The 21,091-nt window shown below is 56.8% G+C and carries 23 protein-coding genes; 21 read left to right on the top strand and 2 right to left on the bottom strand.

Features of this window, described 5'->3' with window-relative positions:
- The 11 genes from AB7E65_RS06320 to ahcY form a co-directional block, all read left to right on the top strand.
- Positions 1-621, top strand: a 621-nt coding sequence (locus AB7E65_RS06320; RefSeq protein WP_428745482.1) for an RNase adapter RapZ, incomplete at its 5' end; no start/stop codon positions are given.
- Between the two features lie 6 nt (positions 622-627).
- Complete coding sequence (locus tag AB7E65_RS06315; RefSeq protein WP_428745481.1) at positions 628-1,029, top strand: PTS sugar transporter subunit IIA; 402 nt, start codon at positions 628-630, stop codon at positions 1,027-1,029.
- A gap of 167 nt (positions 1,030-1,196) precedes the next feature.
- Positions 1,197-1,679, top strand: coding sequence for a PTS system mannose/fructose/N-acetylgalactosamine-transporter subunit IIB (locus AB7E65_RS06310; RefSeq protein ID WP_072287900.1), 483 nt, complete (start codon positions 1,197-1,199; stop codon positions 1,677-1,679).
- A 7-nt stretch (positions 1,680-1,686) separates the two neighbouring features.
- Positions 1,687-2,385, top strand: coding sequence for a PTS sugar transporter subunit IIC (locus tag AB7E65_RS06305; protein ID WP_428745480.1), 699 nt, complete (start codon positions 1,687-1,689; stop codon positions 2,383-2,385).
- A gap of 3 nt (positions 2,386-2,388) precedes the next feature.
- Complete coding sequence (locus AB7E65_RS06300) at positions 2,389-3,159, top strand: PTS system mannose/fructose/sorbose family transporter subunit IID (protein ID WP_072502063.1); 771 nt, start codon at positions 2,389-2,391, stop codon at positions 3,157-3,159.
- Positions 3,159-3,425, top strand: a complete 267-nt coding sequence (locus AB7E65_RS06295) for an HPr family phosphocarrier protein (RefSeq protein WP_072288206.1) — start codon at positions 3,159-3,161, stop codon at positions 3,423-3,425. Before AB7E65_RS06300 ends, AB7E65_RS06295 begins: the two co-directional genes overlap by 1 nt.
- A 1-nt stretch (position 3,426) precedes the next feature.
- A complete protein-coding gene (gene ptsP, locus AB7E65_RS06290; RefSeq protein WP_201257957.1) occupies positions 3,427-5,202 on the top strand; it encodes a phosphoenolpyruvate--protein phosphotransferase in 1,776 nt (591 codons plus the stop codon).
- Positions 5,203-5,283: 81 nt separating this feature from the next.
- Positions 5,284-6,453, top strand: a complete 1,170-nt coding sequence (metK, locus tag AB7E65_RS06285) for a methionine adenosyltransferase (RefSeq protein ID WP_428745479.1) — start codon at positions 5,284-5,286, stop codon at positions 6,451-6,453.
- Positions 6,454-6,693: 240 nt separating this feature from the next.
- Entirely contained in the window at positions 6,694-7,425 is a 732-nt protein-coding gene (locus tag AB7E65_RS06280) for a hypothetical protein (protein ID WP_072287895.1), read from the top strand.
- 120 nt (positions 7,426-7,545) lie between these two features.
- Entirely contained in the window at positions 7,546-8,484 is a 939-nt protein-coding gene (locus AB7E65_RS06275; RefSeq protein ID WP_428745478.1) for an ArsR/SmtB family transcription factor, read from the top strand.
- Between the two features lie 47 nt (positions 8,485-8,531).
- A complete protein-coding gene (gene ahcY / locus AB7E65_RS06270; protein ID WP_320360516.1) occupies positions 8,532-9,959 on the top strand; it encodes an adenosylhomocysteinase in 1,428 nt (475 codons plus the stop codon).
- Positions 9,960-10,055: 96 nt separating this feature from the next.
- Here ahcY and lptG read toward each other — a convergent pair whose 3' ends face one another.
- Both lptG and lptF read right to left on the bottom strand, forming a co-directional pair.
- On the bottom strand, positions 10,056-11,168 hold the full coding sequence (gene lptG, locus AB7E65_RS06265) for an LPS export ABC transporter permease LptG (protein ID WP_428745477.1): 1,113 nt from the start codon (positions 11,166-11,168) through the stop codon (positions 10,056-10,058).
- Positions 11,144-12,328 (bottom strand): LPS export ABC transporter permease LptF, encoded by a 1,185-nt coding sequence (gene lptF / locus AB7E65_RS06260; RefSeq protein ID WP_072287891.1) that lies wholly within the window; start codon positions 12,326-12,328, stop codon positions 11,144-11,146. The genes lptG and lptF overlap by 25 nt, the downstream gene beginning before the upstream one ends.
- Positions 12,329-12,605: 277 nt before the next feature.
- Here lptF and rpsB point away from each other — a divergent pair, with 277 nt between their 5' ends.
- From rpsB to AB7E65_RS06210, 10 genes are all read left to right on the top strand, one after another.
- Entirely contained in the window at positions 12,606-13,397 is a 792-nt protein-coding gene (rpsB, locus tag AB7E65_RS06255) for a 30S ribosomal protein S2 (protein WP_428745476.1), read from the top strand.
- A 120-nt stretch (positions 13,398-13,517) separates the two neighbouring features.
- Complete coding sequence (gene tsf / locus AB7E65_RS06250) at positions 13,518-14,429, top strand: translation elongation factor Ts (RefSeq protein WP_428745475.1); 912 nt, start codon at positions 13,518-13,520, stop codon at positions 14,427-14,429.
- 13 nt (positions 14,430-14,442) lie between these two features.
- On the top strand, positions 14,443-15,168 hold the full coding sequence (gene pyrH / locus AB7E65_RS06245) for a UMP kinase (protein ID WP_072287888.1): 726 nt from the start codon (positions 14,443-14,445) through the stop codon (positions 15,166-15,168).
- 5 nt (positions 15,169-15,173) lie between these two features.
- Entirely contained in the window at positions 15,174-15,731 is a 558-nt protein-coding gene (frr, locus tag AB7E65_RS06240) for a ribosome recycling factor (protein WP_072287887.1), read from the top strand.
- A 214-nt stretch (positions 15,732-15,945) separates the two neighbouring features.
- Positions 15,946-16,674, top strand: a complete 729-nt coding sequence (locus AB7E65_RS06235; protein ID WP_072287886.1) for an isoprenyl transferase — start codon at positions 15,946-15,948, stop codon at positions 16,672-16,674.
- Entirely contained in the window at positions 16,671-17,483 is an 813-nt protein-coding gene (locus AB7E65_RS06230; RefSeq protein WP_428745474.1) for a phosphatidate cytidylyltransferase, read from the top strand. The genes AB7E65_RS06235 and AB7E65_RS06230 overlap by 4 nt, the downstream gene beginning before the upstream one ends.
- A gap of 17 nt (positions 17,484-17,500) precedes the next feature.
- Positions 17,501-18,676, top strand: coding sequence for a 1-deoxy-D-xylulose-5-phosphate reductoisomerase (locus AB7E65_RS06225; protein WP_072288205.1), 1,176 nt, complete (start codon positions 17,501-17,503; stop codon positions 18,674-18,676).
- On the top strand, positions 18,670-20,013 hold the full coding sequence (gene rseP / locus AB7E65_RS06220) for an RIP metalloprotease RseP (protein WP_428745473.1): 1,344 nt from the start codon (positions 18,670-18,672) through the stop codon (positions 20,011-20,013). Before AB7E65_RS06225 ends, rseP begins: the two co-directional genes overlap by 7 nt.
- Before the next feature lies 1 nt (position 20,014).
- The gene (gene tsaB / locus AB7E65_RS06215; protein ID WP_072287883.1) at positions 20,015-20,725 is read left to right on the top strand and encodes a tRNA (adenosine(37)-N6)-threonylcarbamoyltransferase complex dimerization subunit type 1 TsaB; all 711 of its coding nucleotides are present in this window, start codon (positions 20,015-20,017) and stop codon (positions 20,723-20,725) included.
- A 169-nt stretch (positions 20,726-20,894) separates the two neighbouring features.
- The coding region (locus tag AB7E65_RS06210; protein WP_428745472.1) for a DUF465 domain-containing protein at positions 20,895-21,091 on the top strand (197 nt) is incomplete at its 3' end.

Genomic DNA, 21,091 nt, shown 5'->3' with positions numbered 1-21,091 from the left:
GGGCATCTGGTCGACATCTTCTTTTTTGATTCCTGCGAGGAAGTGCTTATCCGGCGCTATTCAGAAACCCGGCGGCGCCATCCCCTGTCCCGGAAACAGGGAATCGCCGAGTCGATCCGTCAGGAGAGGGCGCTGTTGTCCGGCATCATGGATCTTGCCACGGAAATTATCGATACATCCTGGTTGACCCCCCATCAACTGCGTGCCAAGGTTGTGCAGATGGTGGCCGGCGATCAGAAGGGGATTCCGCTGGCAGTTCTTGTGCAGTCCTTCGGTTTCCGTTATGGCATTCCTCCCGGCTCCGATCTTGTCATGGACGTGCGTTTTTTGCCCAACCCTCATTTCGTACCTGATCTGCGCCCCTATACGGGGCTTTCTCCAGGCGTCCGGAATTTTGTTCTGGAACAGGATGCATGCCAGGAATTTCTGGGTCGTTTCAGGCACCTTCTCGATTATCTTTTGCCCTGTTACCGTCGGGAAGGTAAAAGTTACCTGACCATCTCTATCGGATGCACCGGAGGGCGGCATCGCAGCGTTGCCATTGCAGAGTATCTGCGGCATGCCATCCACGGCGATAATCTCGTCGTTGAAGGGGTGCACCGCGATGTGGCGAAGGAGTAGGTGACCGTGGTAGGTCTGGTCCTGGCGACACATAGCGGCCTGGCGGGTGAACTTGTCAGGACGGCTGAAATGATTCTCGGACCCTTGTCCCGTATCGCGGTGGTGCATATCGGGCGCGGTGAAGGCCCCGACGAGATTCGCAAACGTTTTCAGCGGGCCATCGAAGAGGCGGGACGGGATGGTGACGGGGTGCTGGTGTTAACGGATATGTTCGGTGGAACGCCTTCCAACATCGGTTTTTCGTTTCTCGAGCAGGGGGTTGTCGATGTGCTCAGTGGCGTGAACCTCCCCATGCTGCTCAGAGCTTCCCAGGAGCGTCCTGGTCGTTCCCTGGGGGAACTTGCGGTGCTCTTGAGGGACTGCGGGCAGCAGAGTATTTTACTGGCAAGCGATATTCTTGCCAGATAGTATCCATGTGGGAAACGAGCCTTTTTTCGTTGCGGCCAGGAAATCAAGGGGTTGCGCGAAGGCGTACATCGGTACGCCGCGCAAGCAAGCCTGCGGATGGACGCCGCCACGGTGGAAAAGGGTCGTTTCCGGATGAAAACCAGATAGCCTTGGCGGATGGTTTGTTTATGAGCTTGGTACTGGCACGTATCGACAATCGACTGATCCACGGTCAGGTTCTTGAAGCCTGGATACCCGACACTCGTGCCAATTGCATCGTTGTCGCCAATAACGAAGTGGCCGCCGAAGATATCCGCAAGCGACTCATGACCGCTTCCGTGCCGCGCGGCATCCAGGTATTGATCGAATCTGTCGAAGAATCGGCAAAATTTGTCGCGTCCCGGGATAACGAGACACTGCGGGTCCTGGTTCTTTTCGCCAGCCCGGCAGATGCCCTGCGGGCCTATCGGCTGGGCCTGCATTTTTCGAAACTCAATCTCGGCAATCTTCATCGGCCCGAAGGTGCGTTTCAGTTGGGATGCACCGTTACCCTGGATCCCGAAGATATTGCAAACCTTTCCGAGCTCGAATCCTGCGGCGTAAAGATCGACTTGCAGTGCGTTCCCTCGGACCGCAAACGAAGCTGGCGCAACGCAATCAAGCTGAAATAAGGCAGGTATGACAATCGGATCTTCCCTCTGCACAGCTGCCGCCGTTTCCCTGCTTGCCGGCCTGGATCGGACTGCGGTATTGCAGCTGATGATTTCCCGGCCAATCGTGGCGGCGCCACTGGCCGGATGGCTGCTTGGTAATGCGGCCATCGGATTGGAAATCGGCGCTTTTCTCGAATTGTTGTGGTTGGGACGGATCCCTGTTGGCGCCTCGATCCCCCCCGACGATACCCAGGTCGCCATCGGCTGTACCTTTCTTGCCATAACCCAGTATCCGGGACCGCCGGTCCCCGCAACGGCGTTTTCCATCCTCTGCTTGCTGGCAGCATTGCCCTTCGGCAGGATCGGCGGTTTTTTTGATCGTCTTGCCCGGCGTCGGAATGAATGTCTGTGGATGCGTGCCCAGCAGGCTCTCGATGAGCAGCGCTATGGGGTGGTGAACTGGCTGCATCTTCAGGGCGCGCTGCATTTCGGAATGGCATCGCTTTTGACATTGGGGGTGGTTCTTCTTGGCGGTTTTGTAGGGCTCAGGGTTTTTACACCTGTTCTTGCCTCCGGGCCGACAGACATCTCCCCGTGGTTACGCATGGCCGTGCCGCTGGCCGGCATCGCGGCTTGTCTCGGCACCGTGAACTTCCGCAAATCCGCGTGCTTTTACGTTTTGAGCTTTATGGTCGTTTACAGTCTGCTGCTGGTTTCGGGATAAGCCATGGCCCTGTCGCGGAAGATTACCGGATGGATCCTCTGGCGGGTTGCGTTGCGCGGCTGGTTTTTGCAAGCCAGTTGGAATTTCGGGCGCATGCAGAACCTGGGGTTTCTTTTCGCCCTGTTTCCCGGCTTGCGCGTCCTTTATCAAGGTGCGGACCTGCAGCGGGTTTGCCGGCGTCATCTTGATTATTTCAATACCCATCCGGTGTTAGCTTTGCCGGTACTTGGCGCCAGTCTGCACCTCGAAGAACGGATAAGCCAGGGACAGGCACCCGAGATGGAGGTGGCGGAGTTCAAGTCCGTTCTGGCTGGCCCCTGCGCCGCCATGGGAGACAGTTTTTTCTGGGGAACACTGCGGCCTTTGGCGGCCAGCATTGCCGTCGGGTTGGCACTTGCCGGTTTTTGGTGGAGTGTCGCGGTTTTTTTGCTTTTGTACAATGCGCCATCCTGCGGTTTGCGGATTTACGGTTTCTGGCAGGGATACCGGAGAGGTTACAGAATTGTCGACAAGCTGCATCGATGGGGTCTGTCGGATCTTGCTTACCGTTTGCGCGCCATTCTGGTCATGGTTCTGGGAGGGGTGTCGGCCTGGATAACCTTTTCTGGACTGGAATCTGTCCGGCAACCCGGCCACTGGGGCTGGCTTGTGGTACCTGTTATGGTTATGGTCGGGTGGCTGGTCCGGCGCGGATTATCCTCGCTTGCGATGCTGACCGGTGTGGTGTTGTTGGTCTGGATTGGATCACATGTATGCGCCAGTGTGGGATTTTGATGGAAAAACAGTCTTTTATTATTGTCAATAAGCTGGGATTGCATGCCAGGGCGGCGGCCCTGTTCGTGAAGACAGCCGCCAGGTTCGAGGCCGAGGTCACGGTCTCCAAGGATGGTGAGGAAGTCAGCGGTAAAAGTATTATGGGGATATTGATGCTTGCGGCGGCCCAGGGGACGCATATCGAGGTTACGACCTCCGGCCCGGATGCCTGCCAGGCCATGGAATCCCTCGGGCAATTGATCCAGGATGGGTTTGGGGAGCAGTGAGATGATGCAGGACGTTTTTCTTGTAGGCATCGGCGCTTCACCGGGCATCGCCATCGGCTCCGCCTATGTGGTGGATCGCAGGCGCATGTCGGCTGTTGAGAGGGCGGTCGAACCCGGCGAACTCGATGCTGAAATCCGATTGTTCGAAAAAGCTCTGCAGCGTTCCCGGCAAGAACTGGAGGACGTCAAAAATCGTGTTGCCGATCCCCATATTGCCGAGCATCTGCATATCATCGACACGCACCTGATGATCCTGAAGGATCCCATGCTGGTCGATGAAACCATCGCTGTTATCCGCAGGAACCGGATCAATGCCGAGGGCGCCCTGCTGAGGGTTCTTGGGAAGTTTCGCGCCGTTTTCGATACCATTGACGACGAATACCTCCGGGAACGCCGCTCCGACATCGATTCGGTGGGGGAGCGCGTTCTTCGCAATCTGGTAGGCGTTTCTCAGCAATCCCTGGCCGACATCGAGCGTAAATCCGTTATCGTGGCCCACGATATTTCGCCCACCGACACGATGCAGATGGACAAGGCGCGGATTATCGGTTTTGTCACGGACCTGGGGGGCAGAACCTCCCATACGACGATTCTCGCCCGTTCCCTTGGAATCCCCGCGGTGGTCGGACTCGAAAATGTCACTTCCCGCGTGCGGGAGGGCATGCCTGTCATTATTGACGGCAGCACCGGAACGGTGGTGCTCAACCCCTCCCATGACACCTTCCGTGAGTACCTTGAAAAGAAGCGGTTTTATGAATACCAGGCCGAGGAACTGACTTATTTCCGGGGACTTGAAGCCGTTACCCTGGACGGTCACCGAGTGGTGCTGCGCAGCAATATCGAAATTGCGGAGGAGGTGCCGATTGCCCTGCGCGAAGGGGCGCAGGGTGTGGGGTTGTTCCGTACCGAATTTCTTTACATGAAGCGCAATCATGTGCCATCCGAAGAAGAACAACTGAGCGCTTACCGACAGATCATCGAAAGCATGGCCCCGCACCCGGTGACCATTCGCACCCTGGATGTCGGAGGCGACAAACTGGTTTCCGGCATCGATCTTTCCGACGAAGCGAATCCGGCCATGGGGTTGCGCGCGATCCGCTTTTCCCTGAAAGAAAAGAATCTGTTCAAGGTCCAGTTGCGGGCCATCCTCAGGGCTTCCGCGTTTGGCAATGCGCGCATCCTGTTCCCCATGATTACCGGCGTGGCGGAGATAAAAAGCTGCAAGTGCCTGCTTCAGGAAATCAGGCAGGAGTTGGTCGCGGAAGGGCATGCTTTCGACCCTGACATCGAGATCGGCATCATGATCGAGACCCCCGCAGCGGCCCTGGTCACCGAATTGCTGGCTCGTGAAGTCGATTTTCTTTCCGTGGGAACCAACGATCTGATTCAGTACTGTCTGGCCGTGGATCGCGGCAACGAACATGTGGCCTATCTTTTCGAACCCCTGCATCCAGCCATTTTGCGGACTCTGCGGATGATCTGTGATGCGGCAAAACAGGCAGGCGTCATGGTCGGTATCTGTGGCGAAATGGCCGGCGACCCCCTCTATGCGCTGGTTTTGCTCGGTCTCGGTTTTGATGAATGGTCCATGAATGCCCCCTATATCTCCCAGGTCAAGCGGATCATACGTCAGGTTCACCGACCCGAGGCCGAGAGGCTTGTCGAAGAACTGTTCGAACTGGGGTCGGCTCCCGAGGCAGCCCGTCGTCTCGCAGGAGAAATGAACAAACGGTTCCCCTCGCTTTTCAGCCACCCGACCGCAGTTGGCGGCGAATGATACAGCGTAAAAGCTTGACAGGTCCCACGTCGCTACTTAAGATTCAGCATTCTTCAAAATACTTACCAGGAGGGCTTTCTCATGCCTATGACCGATTTTCTTTTTACCTCCGAATCCGTAAGCGAAGGGCACCCCGACAAGGTGGCCGACCAGGTATCCGACGCGATTCTTGATGCCATCCTCGCTCAGGATCCGCACAGCCGTGTCGCCTGTGAAACGATGGTTACCACGGGGATGGCCATTGTCGCCGGAGAAATTACCACCAACGCTGTCGTCAACTATCCCAATGTGGTCCGTGACGTTATCCGGGACATCGGCTACAACGATTCCGCCATGGGTTTCGACTGGGAAACCTGCGCGGTGCTGACGTCCATCGATCGCCAGTCCCCGGATATTTCCCAGGGCGTTACCGAAGGGCAGGGGCTCTACAAGGAGCAGGGCGCCGGCGACCAGGGGCTGATGTTCGGTTATGCCTGCGACGAAACGTCCGTGCTGATGCCGATGCCCATTACCTATGCCCATCAATTGACACAACGCATGGCCGATGTTCGCAAGGGCGGAATGCTGACTTTTTTGCGTCCGGACAGCAAATCCCAGGTGTCGGTTCAGTATATCAACGACAAGCCGGTAAGAGTCGATGCGGTGGTGGTCTCTTCCCAGCATGAACCGGATGTGTCTTACGAGACGTTGCGCGAGGCACTGATCGAAGAAGTTATCAAAAAAGTCATTCCGGTTGAGATGCTCGATGAGAACACCAAGTTTTACGTCAACCCGACAGGCCGGTTCGTCGTCGGCGGTCCGCAGGGCGACTGCGGTCTGACGGGCCGGAAAATCATCGTCGATACCTATGGTGGTCAGGGATCCCATGGCGGCGGGGCCTTTTCCGGCAAGGATCCCTCCAAGGTCGATCGCAGCGCCTCCTATATGGCGCGCTACATTGCCAAAAATGTCGTGGCCGCAAAACTGGCACGCAAGTGTGAAGTTCAGATTGCCTACGCCATTGGCGTGGCCGAACCTGTTTCCATCATGGTCAACACCTTCGGTACCGGTGTGCTGCCGTCCAACGATATTGCCCGCATCGTGCGCGAAGAGTTCGACATGCGCCCGGCCGCCATCATTCGCAGTCTCGACCTGCTGCGCCCCATTTATCGCAAAACCGCTGCCTATGGACACTTCGGGCGGGAATTGCCGGATTTCACCTGGGAGCGCATCGACCGGGTCGATTCCCTGCGTGAACGCGCCGGGTTCTGATCCTTCCGACAAAAAAGCGAGCCTTGCGGTTCGCTTTTTTGTATTGGACGGTTTGCGGTGCTGTCTGCATTGCTGTTGTCGGTTTGCCGAGCCCAGGTGACGACCATGACCTGATTTATGTGCTAATATAGCTTTAATTCAGATCGTGCGGATAAATGAAAAGTGCTCAGTTCTGCAAGAATGCAATCGTTTGACGGAACGGAACCAGACACGCATCTGCTAACGGAAAGGTGGACGATCATGAAAATTACCGGTTCGATGTTATCTCTGGCGCTGTTGGCGGTACTGCAGGCGGGGTGCTCGGCCTATCGCAGTCAGGAAGTGCCGTTCCGGGCTCCATCAAGCTACGCAAACATGCAAGTGGTTTCCGGAGCGCAACTGGCATCCAGGGCGTTTGTCGATAAATCCGAGGCAATCAGCGCGTTCGGCTTCGACATCCGCAGTGCCGGGCTGCTGCCGGTCCAGGTGGTTTTCGACAATCAGGGTGAACAGGCATTGACCGTGGTTCCCGAGCAATCTTTCCTGATCGATAGCACTGGCAGCCTGTGGAATCTGCTCGACAGCCGCACCGCCTATATGCGTATCGAACAGAGTTCGGAATATGCACGGATTGCAAAGGGCGGCGGCAAGGGAGCCATGCTCGGTGCAGCCGGGGGAGCGGTGCTTGGTGCCGCCATTGGCATTCTCAGCGGTGAAAACGTCGGTTCCGCCCTGTTCAAGGGGGCGGCCGTGGGCGGCGCTGGCGGAGCGGTTGTCGGTGGCACCCAGGGTGCCGGCGACGATGAGGCAGGCCGGCAGATAGCCAGGGATCTGGCCAACAAATCCCTGATTAACGAGGCTATCCAGCCAGGCAGTCTCGCTCAGGGCTTTCTGTTCTTCCCCGGTGAGGCCGAGTCAGCCGCTCAACTGCGTCTGCAGGTCCGCGAAGTTGCTACGGGAAAAGTGCATACCGTGGTGATGCCACTGCAGTAAAGGGGTATCCGGGTTGTCCTGGGGCGGTTCCCTTCGGGGGGCCGCCTTTTTTCTTGCCTTGTGGTGCGAAATTCGCTATATCAAAACATATTGATATAGTCCGACAGGGATTCTTGATATATGTTTTCGACATTCAAAGCCTTGGCCGATCCAACCCGCTTGCGTCTGCTGGCGGTTCTCGTTCACGGCGAGTTTACCGTTCAGGAACTGACCGGCATTCTCGGGACCGGACAATCCAGGGTTTCGCATCACCTCAAAATACTTACGGATGCCGGGTTGCTGTCGGTGAAAAGGCAAGGCACCTGGGGATACTACCGTCTGGACGGGGATAACCCGTTTTTTCATGCCATTCGTTCCGTGGTCGAGGCCAGGCTTCGAAAGGAAACCGCCCCGGGTGACAAGGAGCGTATGCTGGCGACTCTGGAGAAGAGGCGGCACAGAAGCCGGGATTTTTTCGACAGACATGCGCGGCAGTGGGACAATCTGGTGCGCAACCTTCTGCCGATGGCGGATTACGAAAAGGAACTGCTGGCTTGCATACCCCGGGTGTCCGTTGTCCTTGAAGTTGGCGTCGGAACCGGCAATCTTCTGGCCGGCCTGCGCGGCCGCGCAGCGAAGGTGATCGGGGTGGATCATTCTTCGCGGATGCTCGAACTGGCCCGCCAAAGAGTTGCCGAGGCGGGACTTGACGGCGTCGAGTTGCGCCTGGGAGAAATGCGCCATCTGCCGGTAGCGGATGGCGCGGCTCAGTGGATTGTGCTTAACATGGTGCTGCACCACGCCCCCCACCCGCAACAGGTGTTTTACGAACTGGCCCGGGTGCTACCGGACGGCGGCGGCATCAGTATTGCCGACCTGTGCCGTCATGATCAGGATTGGGTCAGAGAGCAAATGGCGGACCAATGGCTCGGTTTCGAACGGCAGGAACTGGAAACATGGCTGGCTGCTGCTGGTTTTGAGCCGGTTTTTTTTAATCGGGTGTCCGGAAATGTCAATGAACAGGACACCCTGTTGCTTTCCGCGGTCAAGATACGACAGGGTATGGAGACACACACTTAAATATTGCATGGCCTGGGCGTTGTTTAATTTCTGAAAGGGAGAACGTTATGAAAGAGCAACCATTGTCGAGCGGTTATATCGTCAGGGATATCAGCCTGGCCGAATGGGGCCGACGTGAAATACGCATGGCGGAAGCCGAGATGCCCGGACTCATGGCCATCCGTGAAGAATACCGGGACAGCAGGCCTCTTGCCGGCGCGCGCATAACCGGGTCTTTACACATGACCATTCAGACCGCGGTTCTGATCGAAACGCTGGCGGCCCTCGGTGCTGAGCTGCGCTGGGCCAGTTGCAATATTTTCTCGACCCAGGATCACGCCGCGGCCGCCATTGCCGCAGCGGGCATTCCGGTTTTTGCCTACAAGGGCGAATCTCTGGAAGAATACTGGGAGTACACTTTTAAAGCGCTGGCCCATGATCAAGGGCCGCAACTGATTGTTGATGACGGTGGTGATGCCACCCTGCTGATTCATCGTGGAGTGGCGCGGGAGCGGGAGTTTGCCCGTACCGGCAAGATTCCTGAAATCTCCTGCGAAAATAAGGAGTTGAGCATCGTGGACACGCTGCTGAACCGGCAGCTGCTTTGCGACGCCGAATATTGGCAGCACATGGCATCCGGATTGATGGGAGTCAGCGAGGAAACCACGACCGGCGTGCATCGCCTCTATCAGATGGCCCGTAACGGCGAATTACTGTTTCCGGCCTTTAACGTCAACGATTCTGTCACCAAAAGCAAATTTGATAATTTGTATGGTTGTCGCGAATCGCTGATCGACGGCATCAAGCGCGCCACCGATGTGATGATTGCGGGCAAGAAGTGTGTCGTGCTCGGATACGGAGATGTCGGCAAAGGCTGTGCCCAGGCATTTCGCGGCATGGGGGCTCTGGTGTCCGTCACGGAAATCGACCCGATCTGTGCACTTCAGGCCGCAATGGAAGGTTTTTCCGTCGTCGAGATGGACGATGCCTGCCACTGGGGGGATGTCTTCGTCACCACCACCGGCAATGTGGACGTCATCACCCGCAGTCATATGGATGCCATGAAAAACGAGGCGATTGTCTGCAATATCGGACATTTCGATTCGGAAATTCAGGTCGATGCATTGTACGATGATCCGCAGCTCAAGGTGCATGAAGTCAAGCCCCAGGTCGATCAGGTGGAGTGGCCCGACGGCAAGCGCGTAACGGTACTGGCACGGGGGCGGCTGGTGAATCTTGGGTGCGCGACAGGGCACCCGTCCTTTGTCATGTCCAATTCCTTTACCAATCAGGTGTTGGCCCAGATCGAGCTGTGGCAGAACGCTCGCCACTATGAGAACCGTGTTTATGTGCTGCCAAAACAGCTGGATGAAAAGGTCGCCCGGCTGCATCTGGCCCAGCTTGGGGTAAAGCTGACCCGTTTGACCCCGAAGCAGGCCGCTTACCTCGGGGTGGATGCGGACGGGCCCTTCAAGCCTGATCACTACCGTTACTGACCCCGTCGTTTCAAAGGGTAAAAAAATGGCGTCCGTTTGGGACGCCATTTTTTTGCAAAGGACTTCGAGGCCAGCGCGTAGAGGCAAAAGATCGGGTCAGGCATCCCCCTGCAGGAACAGCCAGGCGGCGACCATCAGAAACAGGATGTTGGCACCCCACGCCGCCACCAGCGGGGAAAAGGTTCCGGTGTATCCGAAGGCCAGCAGCGCGGCGTGCATGATGAAATAGATTGCACCGATACCGATGCTGAGGGCAATCCCCGAGGCGAGGCTGACACCCCGGCCCTTGCGGATGGCAAAAGGAATGCCGAGAAACGCCATGACAAGACAGGCGAACGGCGAGGCAATGCGGGCGTGCATGTCGACATGGAAACGGGTCGAATTATAGCCTTCCTGTTGCAATTTGTTCGCGAGGCGCTTCAATTCGCTGATGGACAGATCCTCGTTGCGCTTGCTGCCGGGCACCTTGAAATCTTCGGGGGTGACAGGCAGGGCCATGGCTTTTTCGGGGAAACGCTGCTCGGTCAGCAGGCTGCCGCTGTCCGGATCGAACGTGCGGCCAACGACATCTCGGCAGCGCCACAGGTTTCCGGCAAAGGTGGCGCCGGCGGCATCGAGGCGTTCGCGCACGCGAAATCCGTCGTCGAAGGACAGCATGGTGATGCCTTCCAGGGTTTGCCGGTCGGGGTTGGCCGCGCGAATATTGAGAATGTTTTTTTGATGTCGCAACCAGATTCTGTCTCGCTTATAGGTCACCGAAGGCCCGCCTTTGACTTCGGTGGCCAGAACGTGACGCGCCTGTTTCACCGTATCGGGTACCACGAACTCGTTGGCGGTGAGGAGGATCAGAGAGAACAGCAGTCCCATGCGCAGCAGGGGGGCGGAAATCGCCGCCAGGCTGAAGCCACCGGCGTGCATGGCGGTGAGTTCCCCGTTGCGCGCCATTCCGCCAAGGGTCATAAAGACCGCCATCAGGCATGCCAGTGGGGTAACCTGGGTGATGATAAGCGGCATTTTGTTAAGAAAATAGGCCAGATACAGGGAAGCCGAAGCACCGTGCTCGATGAAATTGTCGACCCTTTCAAAAAAATCGATGAGCAGGTACAGGCCGACGAAGGTCGCCAGGGCCAGCGCGAACAACCGGAAAAAGGATCGCAGGATATAGCGGTTGATGATAAGCATGGTCACCTTTTCCATAAACGGCGGCACAGGTACTCCGTCCATCGACGGCCGGCCTGCACCAGGGGCAGGGGCCTTTCCATGGCCGCGGCTTTGAGTATGGAGAGGCCGACCGCCAGAAAAACCAGGTTGGGCATCCAGATGATAAAACTGGGTTGTCCGCTTTCCACCACCAGGGTGTTGGCCAGGGACAACAGCAGATAATAGCCGAGAAAAACCAGCAGGCCGATGGCAAAGCCACTGCCGCGGCCGGAACGTACCGGTTGAATGCCCAGAGGAATGCCGATCAGCACAAAAACAAGAGGTGCAACAGGCAGCGCCAGGCGCCACTGATATTCGGCGGACAGTTCACGGTATCGCTCCGTGTCGCGGTCGGCAACCGGGGTGGCATGCAGTTCATGGCGCAGTTCATCAAGGAACATGGTCTTTCTGCGTTTGCGTGGTTTGTTGACGGAAGCGGAATCCTGTCCGAGATCCAGGCTCAGGTCGTATTGATGGAAGCCGACGACTTGAAAGGCATTCGCCGAACCGCCACCTTGCCGCTGAATGGTACCCCCCTCCAGATGCAATGTCATTGTCAGGGTACTGGGACTGGACACGATGTGTCCGCTGCTGGCCAGAATTATCGCCGGCAAGGTGTTCTTGCGTTCGTCGGAGATAAATACCCCCTGCATGGCGCCGGAGCGCTCGTCGATATCGTTGGCGTAAATGACGATACCCTCGAATTCGTCGTTGAAGACCTGCGGTTCAATTCCGATGTTGGCGCGATTGCTGGCAATGTCGAACAGCTTCTGTTTGAAAAATTGTTCACTGGCCGGACGCACGGTGGTGGTCAGAAGTGCTGTCGCCAGGCTGACCGCCAGAGCGAGGGCGGCAAGGGGTTTTGCTATCTGGTAAAGACTGGTACCGCTGGCTTTCAGCGCAAGGATTTCCAGGTCGGAAGACATGCGGCCGAGGCCGGCCATGATGCCGAGCAAAAAGGACAGCGGCAGCGTAAGAACCAGAAAGCTCGGCAGCAACGAGGCAAACAGCAGCAGGATATCCATCAACGGTACGCCCTTGTTGACCACAAGTTCGACCAGTTTCAGGATCCGTCCCATGAGCAGGACAAGCGTAAAGACCGTCAGACCCAGGAACATGGGGACCAGGGTTTCCCGCAGCAGATAGCGATAAATGCGATGTGTAGACATAGCCCGGCATAGTAATACAGTCCCCCTGCTTTGTAAACAAGGCTTGCCTTGCGCCTTGCGCCGTCGGATCCCTGCGGCGCATGACGTCGGCAGGGAATGGTTGCCGTGGTTCAGTGAGTCGATTTTCTCCTTGCTAAGCCGGTACGTCCATGGTAAATACACGTGTTCACATCACGCACGCGTTCTGACCATCGGCGACGGTGCCCGACCGAATGAGTCCGGCGGGCTTCGCCAGGGGCGAGGGGCGCGGAGGCAAACCATTATCAAGGAGAAAAACATGGCTCAAATCAGTATGAAACAACTGCTCGAGGCGGGGGTGCACTTCGGCCACCAGACCAAACGCTGGAACCCCAAAATGAAGCCTTATATCTTCGGGGCCCGCAACGGTATCTACATTATCGACCTGCAAAAGACCGTACGCTATTTCAAGTCGGCCTACCAGTTCGTGCGTGAGACGGTTCAGAATGGGGAGAAAATCCTCTTCGTCGGCACCAAAAAGCAGGCCCAGGAAGCCATCCGCGAGGAAACTGAGCGCGCAGGTCAGTTTTTTATCGACAGCCGCTGGCTTGGTGGCATGCTGACCAACTTTTCCACGATCAAAAAAAGCATCGAGCGTTTGAAGAAAATCGAAATCATGTCGCAGGACGGCACCTATGAGCTGCTCACCAAAAAGGAAGCTCTGGGTCTGGAGCGCGAGCGTGAAAAACTCGAAAAAACCCTTGGCGGCATCAAGGGCATGAATAAATTGCCCGGTGCCATTTTTGTCATCGATCCCAAAAAGGAAACCATTGCCGTTAAGGAAGCGCGGAAGCTTGGTATCCCGGTGGTCGCGGTGGTCGATACCAACTGTGACCCCGACGATATCGACTATCTGATTCCTGGTAACGATGATGCCATCCGCGCCATTCGTCTGTTTGCTGCCAAGATGGCCGATGCCTGCCTCGAAGGGGCTCAGGCCCGTGAAGCCGCCTTGCGTGCCGATACCGACAAGGCTGCAGAGGAAGCCAGTGAAGAACCCGCGGTAGCCGAGGCGGCCACCGAGGCCGCTGCGGATGCTGAAAAAGCATAATCCGTCAATATCGCTGAAGTTCGCAACAGGCGGTCCGGGAAACCGACCGCCTTTTTGCTGAATGTATCACGGAAGCTCCCTTGCGCGGGGGTTTTCAAGAATCAATGAGGGGAGATAGTCATGAAAATCACTGCATCGATGGTTTCCGAGCTGCGCACCAAGACCGGTGCCGGGATGATGGACTGCAAGAAGGCACTGGCCGAAGCCGACGGAAATATGGAAGAAGCCGTTGATATTCTGCGTAAAAAAGGTCTGTCCGCCGCTGCCAAAAAGGCTGATCGCGCGGCTGCCGAAGGGCTGGTAGCCGGTGTTGCCGAGGGCCGCTGCGGCGTGTTGGTGGAAGTTAACGCCGAGACTGACTTTGTGGCCAAAAACGCTAACTTTCAGGCGTTTACCAATGGGGTGGCTGCGGTAGTTCTCTCCTCCAGACCCGCTGATCTGGATGCGCTCAAGGCTCAACCCTTCCCCGGAACCGGACGCACTATCGCCGAGGAGCAGACGCACCAGGTGGCGACTATCGGCGAGAATATCAATCTGCGGCGTTTCGTCTGTTTTGAAACCAGTCAAGGTGTCGTCTCCTGTTATATTCATGGGGTAGGCAAAATTGGTGTACTGGTCGAGTTGGAGACTTCCGCCGAGAACGATGATCGTGTCGCCAACCTTGGCCGCAATCTTGCCATGCATACCGCTGCCGCGAACCCTCCCTATCTGTGCCGTGAAGATGTACCGGCCGAGGTGGTGGAAAAGGAAAAAGAGATCATGCGCGTCAAAGCCATCGACAGCGGCAAGCCTGAAAATATTGTCGAGAAAATCATCACCGGGCAGATCAATAAATACTTCGGGGAAGTCTGCCTGCTGGAACAGGCCTACGTTATCGATCCCGATCTGACGGTGACAAAGGTGGTGAGCAACTTAGGCAAGGAAATCGGCGCCGACGTTCGGCTGACCCGTTTTGCCCGTTTCCAGCTTGGCGAAGGGGTCGAAAAACGCTCCGACGATTTCGCTGCCGAAGTCGCCTCCATGACCAAATAAAGTGACGTCTGCTATGGAAGGCCAACAACCTGTTTATAAGCGGATTCTTCTGAAACTGAGTGGCGAAGCCCTGGCGGGTAACCAGGGCTTCGGCATCGATCCCCAGGTCATTTCCGGCATTGCGGGTGAGATCAGGGAGGTTCTCGGCCTCGGTGTGGAGGTAGCCGTAGTGATCGGCGGGGGCAACATTTTTCGCGGCATGGCAGCGGCGGCCGGCGGGATGGATCGTGCCGGGGCCGATTATATGGGGATGCTCGCGACGATAATGAACAGCCTCGCGCTGCAGGATGCCCTCGAGCAGGTCGGGGTTGTCACCCGGGTGCAGACCGCCATCGAAATGCGCGAAGTCGCCGAGCCCTATATCCGCCGGCGCGCTATCCGGCATCTGGAAAAAGGCCGGGTGGTTATTTTCGGCGGCGGCACCGGCAATCCTTTCTTTACCACCGACACGGCTGCCAGTCTGCGCGCCATGGAAATCGGAGCCGATGTCATCCTCAAGGCTACCAAGGTTGATGGCGTGTACAGCGCCGACCCCTGTCAGGACAAAAGCGCGGTCAAGTACGACCGCCTGACCTACCTTGATGTTCTGCAAAAGGGTCTCAAAGTCATGGATGCCACGGCCACCTCGCTGTGTATGGATAATGATCTGCCTATCGTGGTTTTCCAATTGTCCCGCCCGGGGAATATCCAGAAGGTGGTTCTCGGAGAGGGGATTGGCACCATTGTCAAAGGAGAATGAATTCCATGTATAACGATGTCATCAAGAAAGCTCGCAGCGGCATGGACAAGGCAGTGGATGCCTTGAAAAAGGACATGACCAAAGTACGCACGGGCAGGGCCTCGACCGCTCTGCTGGATGATGTCATGGTCGATTATTACGGCACGCCGACGCCACTGAACCAGGTCGGTACCCTGGCTGTTCCCGAGCCCCGCATGATTACCATTCAGCCCTGGGAGAAAAAACTCCTTTCCGAAATTGAAAAAGCCATATTCAAGGCTGACCTCGGCCTTAATCCCTCTTCGGACGGACAGATTATCCGTATAGCGATACCGCCCATGACCGAAGAGCGACGCAAGGAAATGGGCAAGGTGGTACGGAAGATGGGCGAAGATGCCAAGGTTGCCGTGCGCGGTGCCCGCCGCGAAGCCAACGATGGCATGAAAAAGCTGGAAAAAGGCAAGGAAATCAGTGCCGATGATTTGAAACGCGGCGAGAAAGAGATTCAGGATCTTACCGACTCTTTTGTGGCAAGGATCGATGAACTTGTTGTCGCCAAGGAAAAGGAAATCATGGAGATCTGAGGTGCGCACAGATTCCTGTGCCCGCATCGGGTGTCTGGCCAATCCGTGATCTGTCCCGGCCTGGCACATATCTACAGGTAAACCGAGGGACGTCGGTGGTGGCGTCCCTTTTTTATATCAGCAGCTTCAACGGATGCCGTCTTGCCGGTAAAAAACCGTTGTGTTAATGTTCTAACCTTTCGAAGTATCGTCGTTTGCCATGGGGTGGTGTTGAATGCGAATACCCGAACATCTCGCCATAATCATGGATGGCAATGGCCGCTGGGCCGAGCAGCGAAACTTGCCCCGCATGCTTGGTCATCATCATGGAGTCGAAACCGCCAAGGTCATCATTGAGGAATGTCGTCGGCTACGGGTTCCGTATCTGACGCTCTACGCTTTCAGTTCCGAAAACTGGGGCCGTCCGGATGAAGAAGTCGATGCTCTGATGAGCCTGCTCAACACTTTTCTCGAAAGAGAACTGCAGTCCCTCCTTACCCATCGTATCCGTCTGAATGTCATCGGCTCCATTCGTCGTTTGCCCGCGCCGGTCCGGGAAACCCTCGTGCAGACCATGGAGCGCACTGCCAGCAATCGGGATATGGTGCTGACACTGGCCTTGTCTTATGGCGCCCGGGACGAAATTGTCGAAGCGGCCAGGATGCTTGCGCATGACGCCGTGGCCGGGCTCCTCGATCCTTCTGAAATCGATGAAAAGACATTTTCAAATGCATTGCAGACCGCGGACATGCCCGATCCGGACTTTTTAATCCGTACCAGCGGCGAGATGCGTATCAGTAACTTTCTGTTGTGGCAGTTGGCTTATGCCGAAATCTATGTCACGCCGGTTCTGTGGCCTGATTTTGGCGTTGTCGATCTGCACCAGGCGCTGGCTGAATTCGGGCGCAGAGAACGACGCTACGGCCTGACAGGTGGACAGTTGCAACATGAAACCAGGGAATGAAGGAGGCTGCCATTAAAACCCGGATTCTGACCGCGTGCATTGTATTGCCGCTGCTTATCGCCTTTATTCTGTGGACACCTTTCTGGGGCTTTTTCGGGTTTGTCGGCCTCGTGTGCGGCTGGGGACTTTTAGAATTTTTCGCCATGGCTTACGCTCGGCGTCGATTTGGCGAAACGCTTCTGGGCCTGGCTCTTGGGCTGGCTCTTATGGTTTTTGCGGCTTTGGGCTGGCATGCAGCTTTTATCGGCTGTCTGACCGCATCCCTGTTCGGGGTTGCCTGCTGTTTCCTTATACGCCACGGAAATATGCAAACCGTCGCGGGAGAGTTGTCTCTGCTGCTGTTCGGCGTGCTTTATGTGAGTTTGCCGCTGGCGCATCTGGCCATGCTGCGTGGTTTGCCCCACGGTGTCCGTTGGATTTTTCTGGTTTTGCTGATGGTGATGCTGAACGATACCTGCGCCTATTTTACCGGCAGCTTTTTGGGGCGGCACAAATTGTATCCCAGTGTCAGCCCCAACAAGAGCGTCGAGGGCGCCATTGGCGGCCTCGCCGGCAGCATTCTCGCCGCGGGTATTGCGCATCTGACATTTGTCCCCTGGCCTGGCCTCGGGTTTTTGTTGTTGTTGGGGTTGGTGGCTGGCGCCGTGGCCGAACTCGGAGATCTGTTTGAATCACTACTGAAGCGCTCTTTCGGGGTCAAGGATTCCGGTTCGATGATTCCGGGGCATGGCGGTATTCTGGACCGCCTTGACAGTCTGCTGTTCGTTTTTCCTTTAACATATTATTTTGCCCTGACCTTTCAGGGCTAGAGGGGACTATGGCTTCCGTGAAGAAACTCGGTATCCTCGGTTCTACTGGATCCATCGGTGTCAGTACGCTGGAAATAGTTGCTGATTTTCCTGATCAGTTCGAGGTTGTAACCCTTACTGCCGGCAACAATCTCACGCGTCTGGAGGAGCAGATCCGACGTTTTCGCCCGAAAATGGTCGCGGTTATTTCTCCGGAGGGAGCTGAAACGCTGCGCCGGCGTCTCGGCGCCGATGCACCGGAGATTCTCTCCGGCGTCGAGGGGCTGGTGGCCTGTGCCTGTGATCCCGATATCGACATGATCGTATCCGCCATCGTTGGCGCCGCAGGACTTGTGCCGACCATGGCCGCAATCGAATCGGGAAAGGATGTCGCTCTGGCCAACAAGGAAACCCTGGTGACCGCCGGGCCGCTGGTCACCGCGGCGGTCAAGCGCCTCGGTGTGCGCCTGTTTCCCGTGGATAGCGAACATTCGGCTATTTTCCAGTCCATGGAAGGACATCGAATGGATAACGTGCGGCGTCTTATCCTGACGGCATCCGGGGGACCGTTCCGCAATCGCCCGCTGGCCGAGATGCGCTGCGTGACGCCTGCCGACGCTCTTGCTCATCCCAATTGGAGCATGGGCCGTAAAATCTCCATCGATTCCGCGACCATGATGAACAAAGGGCTCGAAGTGATCGAGGCACGGTGGCTGTTCGACGTTTTGCCGGAACGTATCGCCGTCCACATTCACCCGCAAAGCATTGTCCATTCATTGGTCGAATATATCGATGGGGCGGTGATCGCCCAGTTGGGCATCCCCGATATGAAGACACCCATTGCCTATGCCTTGTCTCATCCTCACCGCCTGCCCCTCAATCTGCCGCCGCTCGATCTGTGCGGCCTGCGGAATCTCACCTTCGACGAACCGGATCTGGAACGGTTTCCCTGTCTGGGTCTCGCTTATGAAGCTCTGGCCATGGGGGGGACGGCCCCAGCGGTGCTCAATGCGGCCAATGAGGTGGCGGTCGAGGCATTTTTAAATGGGGAAATTCCGTTCCTCGAAATCGCCAGCGTGATCCGTGCCACACTGGCTGGGCATGAGGTAAAGAACCTGGAGCACATAGACGAAGTTTTGCGGGCCGATCTCTGGGCCCGCAAGCAGGCCCGCCAGGTTGCGGTCAAAATCGCTGGAGGGGGGCAGGCATGCTGAAAATCGCTGGCGGTATTCTGATGCTCGGGATACTGGTGTTCGTTCACGAACTGGGACATTTTCTCGTTGCCAAATGCTGCCGTGTCAAGGTTCTCAAGTTTTCTCTCGGGTTTGGACCCAAACTGTTTTCCCGGACATGGGGCGAAACGGAATACAAGATCTGCCTGATCCCCCTTGGCGGATATGTGCAGATGCTTGGCGAAGGTGCTGAGGATGAGCAGCAGCCGGTAACCGAGGCGGACAGGTCGCGTTCCTTTGCGGAAAAGCCGGTGTTGCAGAGACTGGCCATCGTTGCCGCCGGGCCGGCCATGAATTTGGCTTTGCCTTTTTTATTTCTGCCGCTGGCTTACTTTCTCGGCATGGACCAGCCGAAGTTTCTGGACCGGCCTGCTTGTGTCGGATATGTGGTCGGAGAAAGCTTTGCCGCCCGGGCGGGATTCCAGACCAGTGATTGTATTTTTCAGGTTGACGGGACCGAGACCGTCAGTTGGGCGGAAACTGAAAAGCAGCTGCTGTCCCATGCCGGCAGGGAAATGTCCCTGTTGATAAAGCGGGATGCCGAAATTCTGGAGTTGCTGTTGCCGCCGGAAGCCCCTGTCGCCGAAGGCATGCAGGGCATCGGGCTTATGCCGCAGCAGTCCGCCGTGATTGGATTTCTTGATCCGGGAACCCCTGCCGCGCTTGCCGGGTTGCAGCCGGGAGATCGCATCGTTGCCATCGACGGCACGGAGGTCATGTCCTGGTACGATATTCATACGCTTGTGCAGGCGGGAGAAGGGCGTGCTCTTTCCGTTACCGTGATGCGCGCCGGCAGGCAGTCGATTCTTAATATTACCCCTGAGCTCAAAGGTGAAAACGAAGCCGGACAACCACGGTACATAATTGGCGTGGGGCCCCAAGTTGAAGCTGAATTCAAACGTTACGCCTTTGCGGATGCCGTCGGCGAGGGCTTTGCGCGGGGGGCCGAACTGGTCGATCTGACCCTGCTGTTTCTGCGTAAATTGTTTGCAGGGCATATTTCGGCCCAGAATATCGGTGGCCCCATCATGGTGGTGCAGATGGCCGGCGCCGTCGCCGAAGAGGTCGATGTAGCCAAAATCCTGTCGATGCTCGCTTTTTTGAGCGTGCAGCTGGGAATTCTCAATCTTCTTCCGGTTCCCATTCTGGATGGCGGGCATCTGCTGTTCGGACTGGTTGAGCTTGTGCGCCGTAAGCCCCTGTCGGAGCAGGCCCGTGAGGTGGCTCAGCAGATCGGCCTCGCCATGATTGTCCTGCTGATGGCGTGGGCATTTTACAACGACATCATGCGCATCCTGCGCCTGCAATTCGGGGGCTAGGATGTCGGAGCTGATTCTTACCGTCGATACTTCCACGCCGGCCGGCAGCGTGGCGCTGAGCCGTGGAGAAGAATTGCTTGGCGAGGTGCTGCTGCATTTACGGGGTACTCACACCGACCGCATTCTGGGGTCGATGAACTGGATGCTGGCGGAGGCGGGTTTCAAGCCGAGTGACATGGATGCTTTCGGGGTGGTTGTCGGGCCCGGCTCCTTTACCGGCCTGCGCGTCGGAGTCGGCACGGTCAAGGGGCTGGCTTATGCTTGCGGGGTTCCGGTGGTCGGCGTTTCTTCCCTGGAAACTCTTGCCACGCAGTGTCCGGCGTCGGCTTATCCGGTTTGTGCCCTGATCGATGCCCGCAAAAAGGAGGTCTATGCCTCGGTATTCGACTGCAAGGCGGGCGAACCGGCTTCTGTCATCCCCGAACAAGTTCTGAGCCCCGATGCCTTGCTGGATCATTTGCATGATGATCACCTGTTTATCGGCAGCGGTGCTCTTCTTTACAGGGATCTGATCCGGCAGCGGATGGGCGAGCGCTGCCATTTTGTCTCCTGGAGCCTGAACCTGCCCCGTGCATCCCATGCTGCAATGCTGGTTTTGTCCCGACTGCGAGACGGACAGGGAAAGACTGCCAGGGAAATCATGCCTCGTTATATCCGGGCGTCCGAAGCCGAGTATATGCTGGCGGCAAAAGGCTCCTCCTGCTCCGGTTGAGTGTCCATGCCGCCATTTTGCAGGCTCTCCGGGATATTCGGAGAAGGCCGTTTCGACACGGTGTGCCTGCCGCAACCGGCCCGGCTTAGGTTGTTGACATATGTGGAGTGATTCGCTATTTTGAAACAGGCTCGTTGCTCTTTGTCAACCCTTTCCTGGGAGGTGTCTGATGGAAGAACAAGATCTTGGACTGGTCCAGCGGCTCTGCGATGCAAGTCCCCGATATCGCAGGCTTTACGAGGAGCACGTGCTGCTCGAGCGGGAACTTGAAATGCTGGACCAGCGGGAAATTCTAAGTACCGACGAAGAACTCCAAAGGAAAAAAGTGCAAAAGCTTAAACTTGCGGGTAAGGATGAAATGGCGAG

This window comes from Syntrophotalea sp. (genome assembly GCF_050253115.1).
Lineage (GTDB): Bacteria > Desulfobacterota > Desulfuromonadia > Desulfuromonadales > Syntrophotaleaceae > Syntrophotalea > Syntrophotalea acetylenica.
The sequence above is the reverse complement of the archived record's forward strand: the minus strand, read 5'-3'. Positions and strand labels throughout refer to the sequence as shown.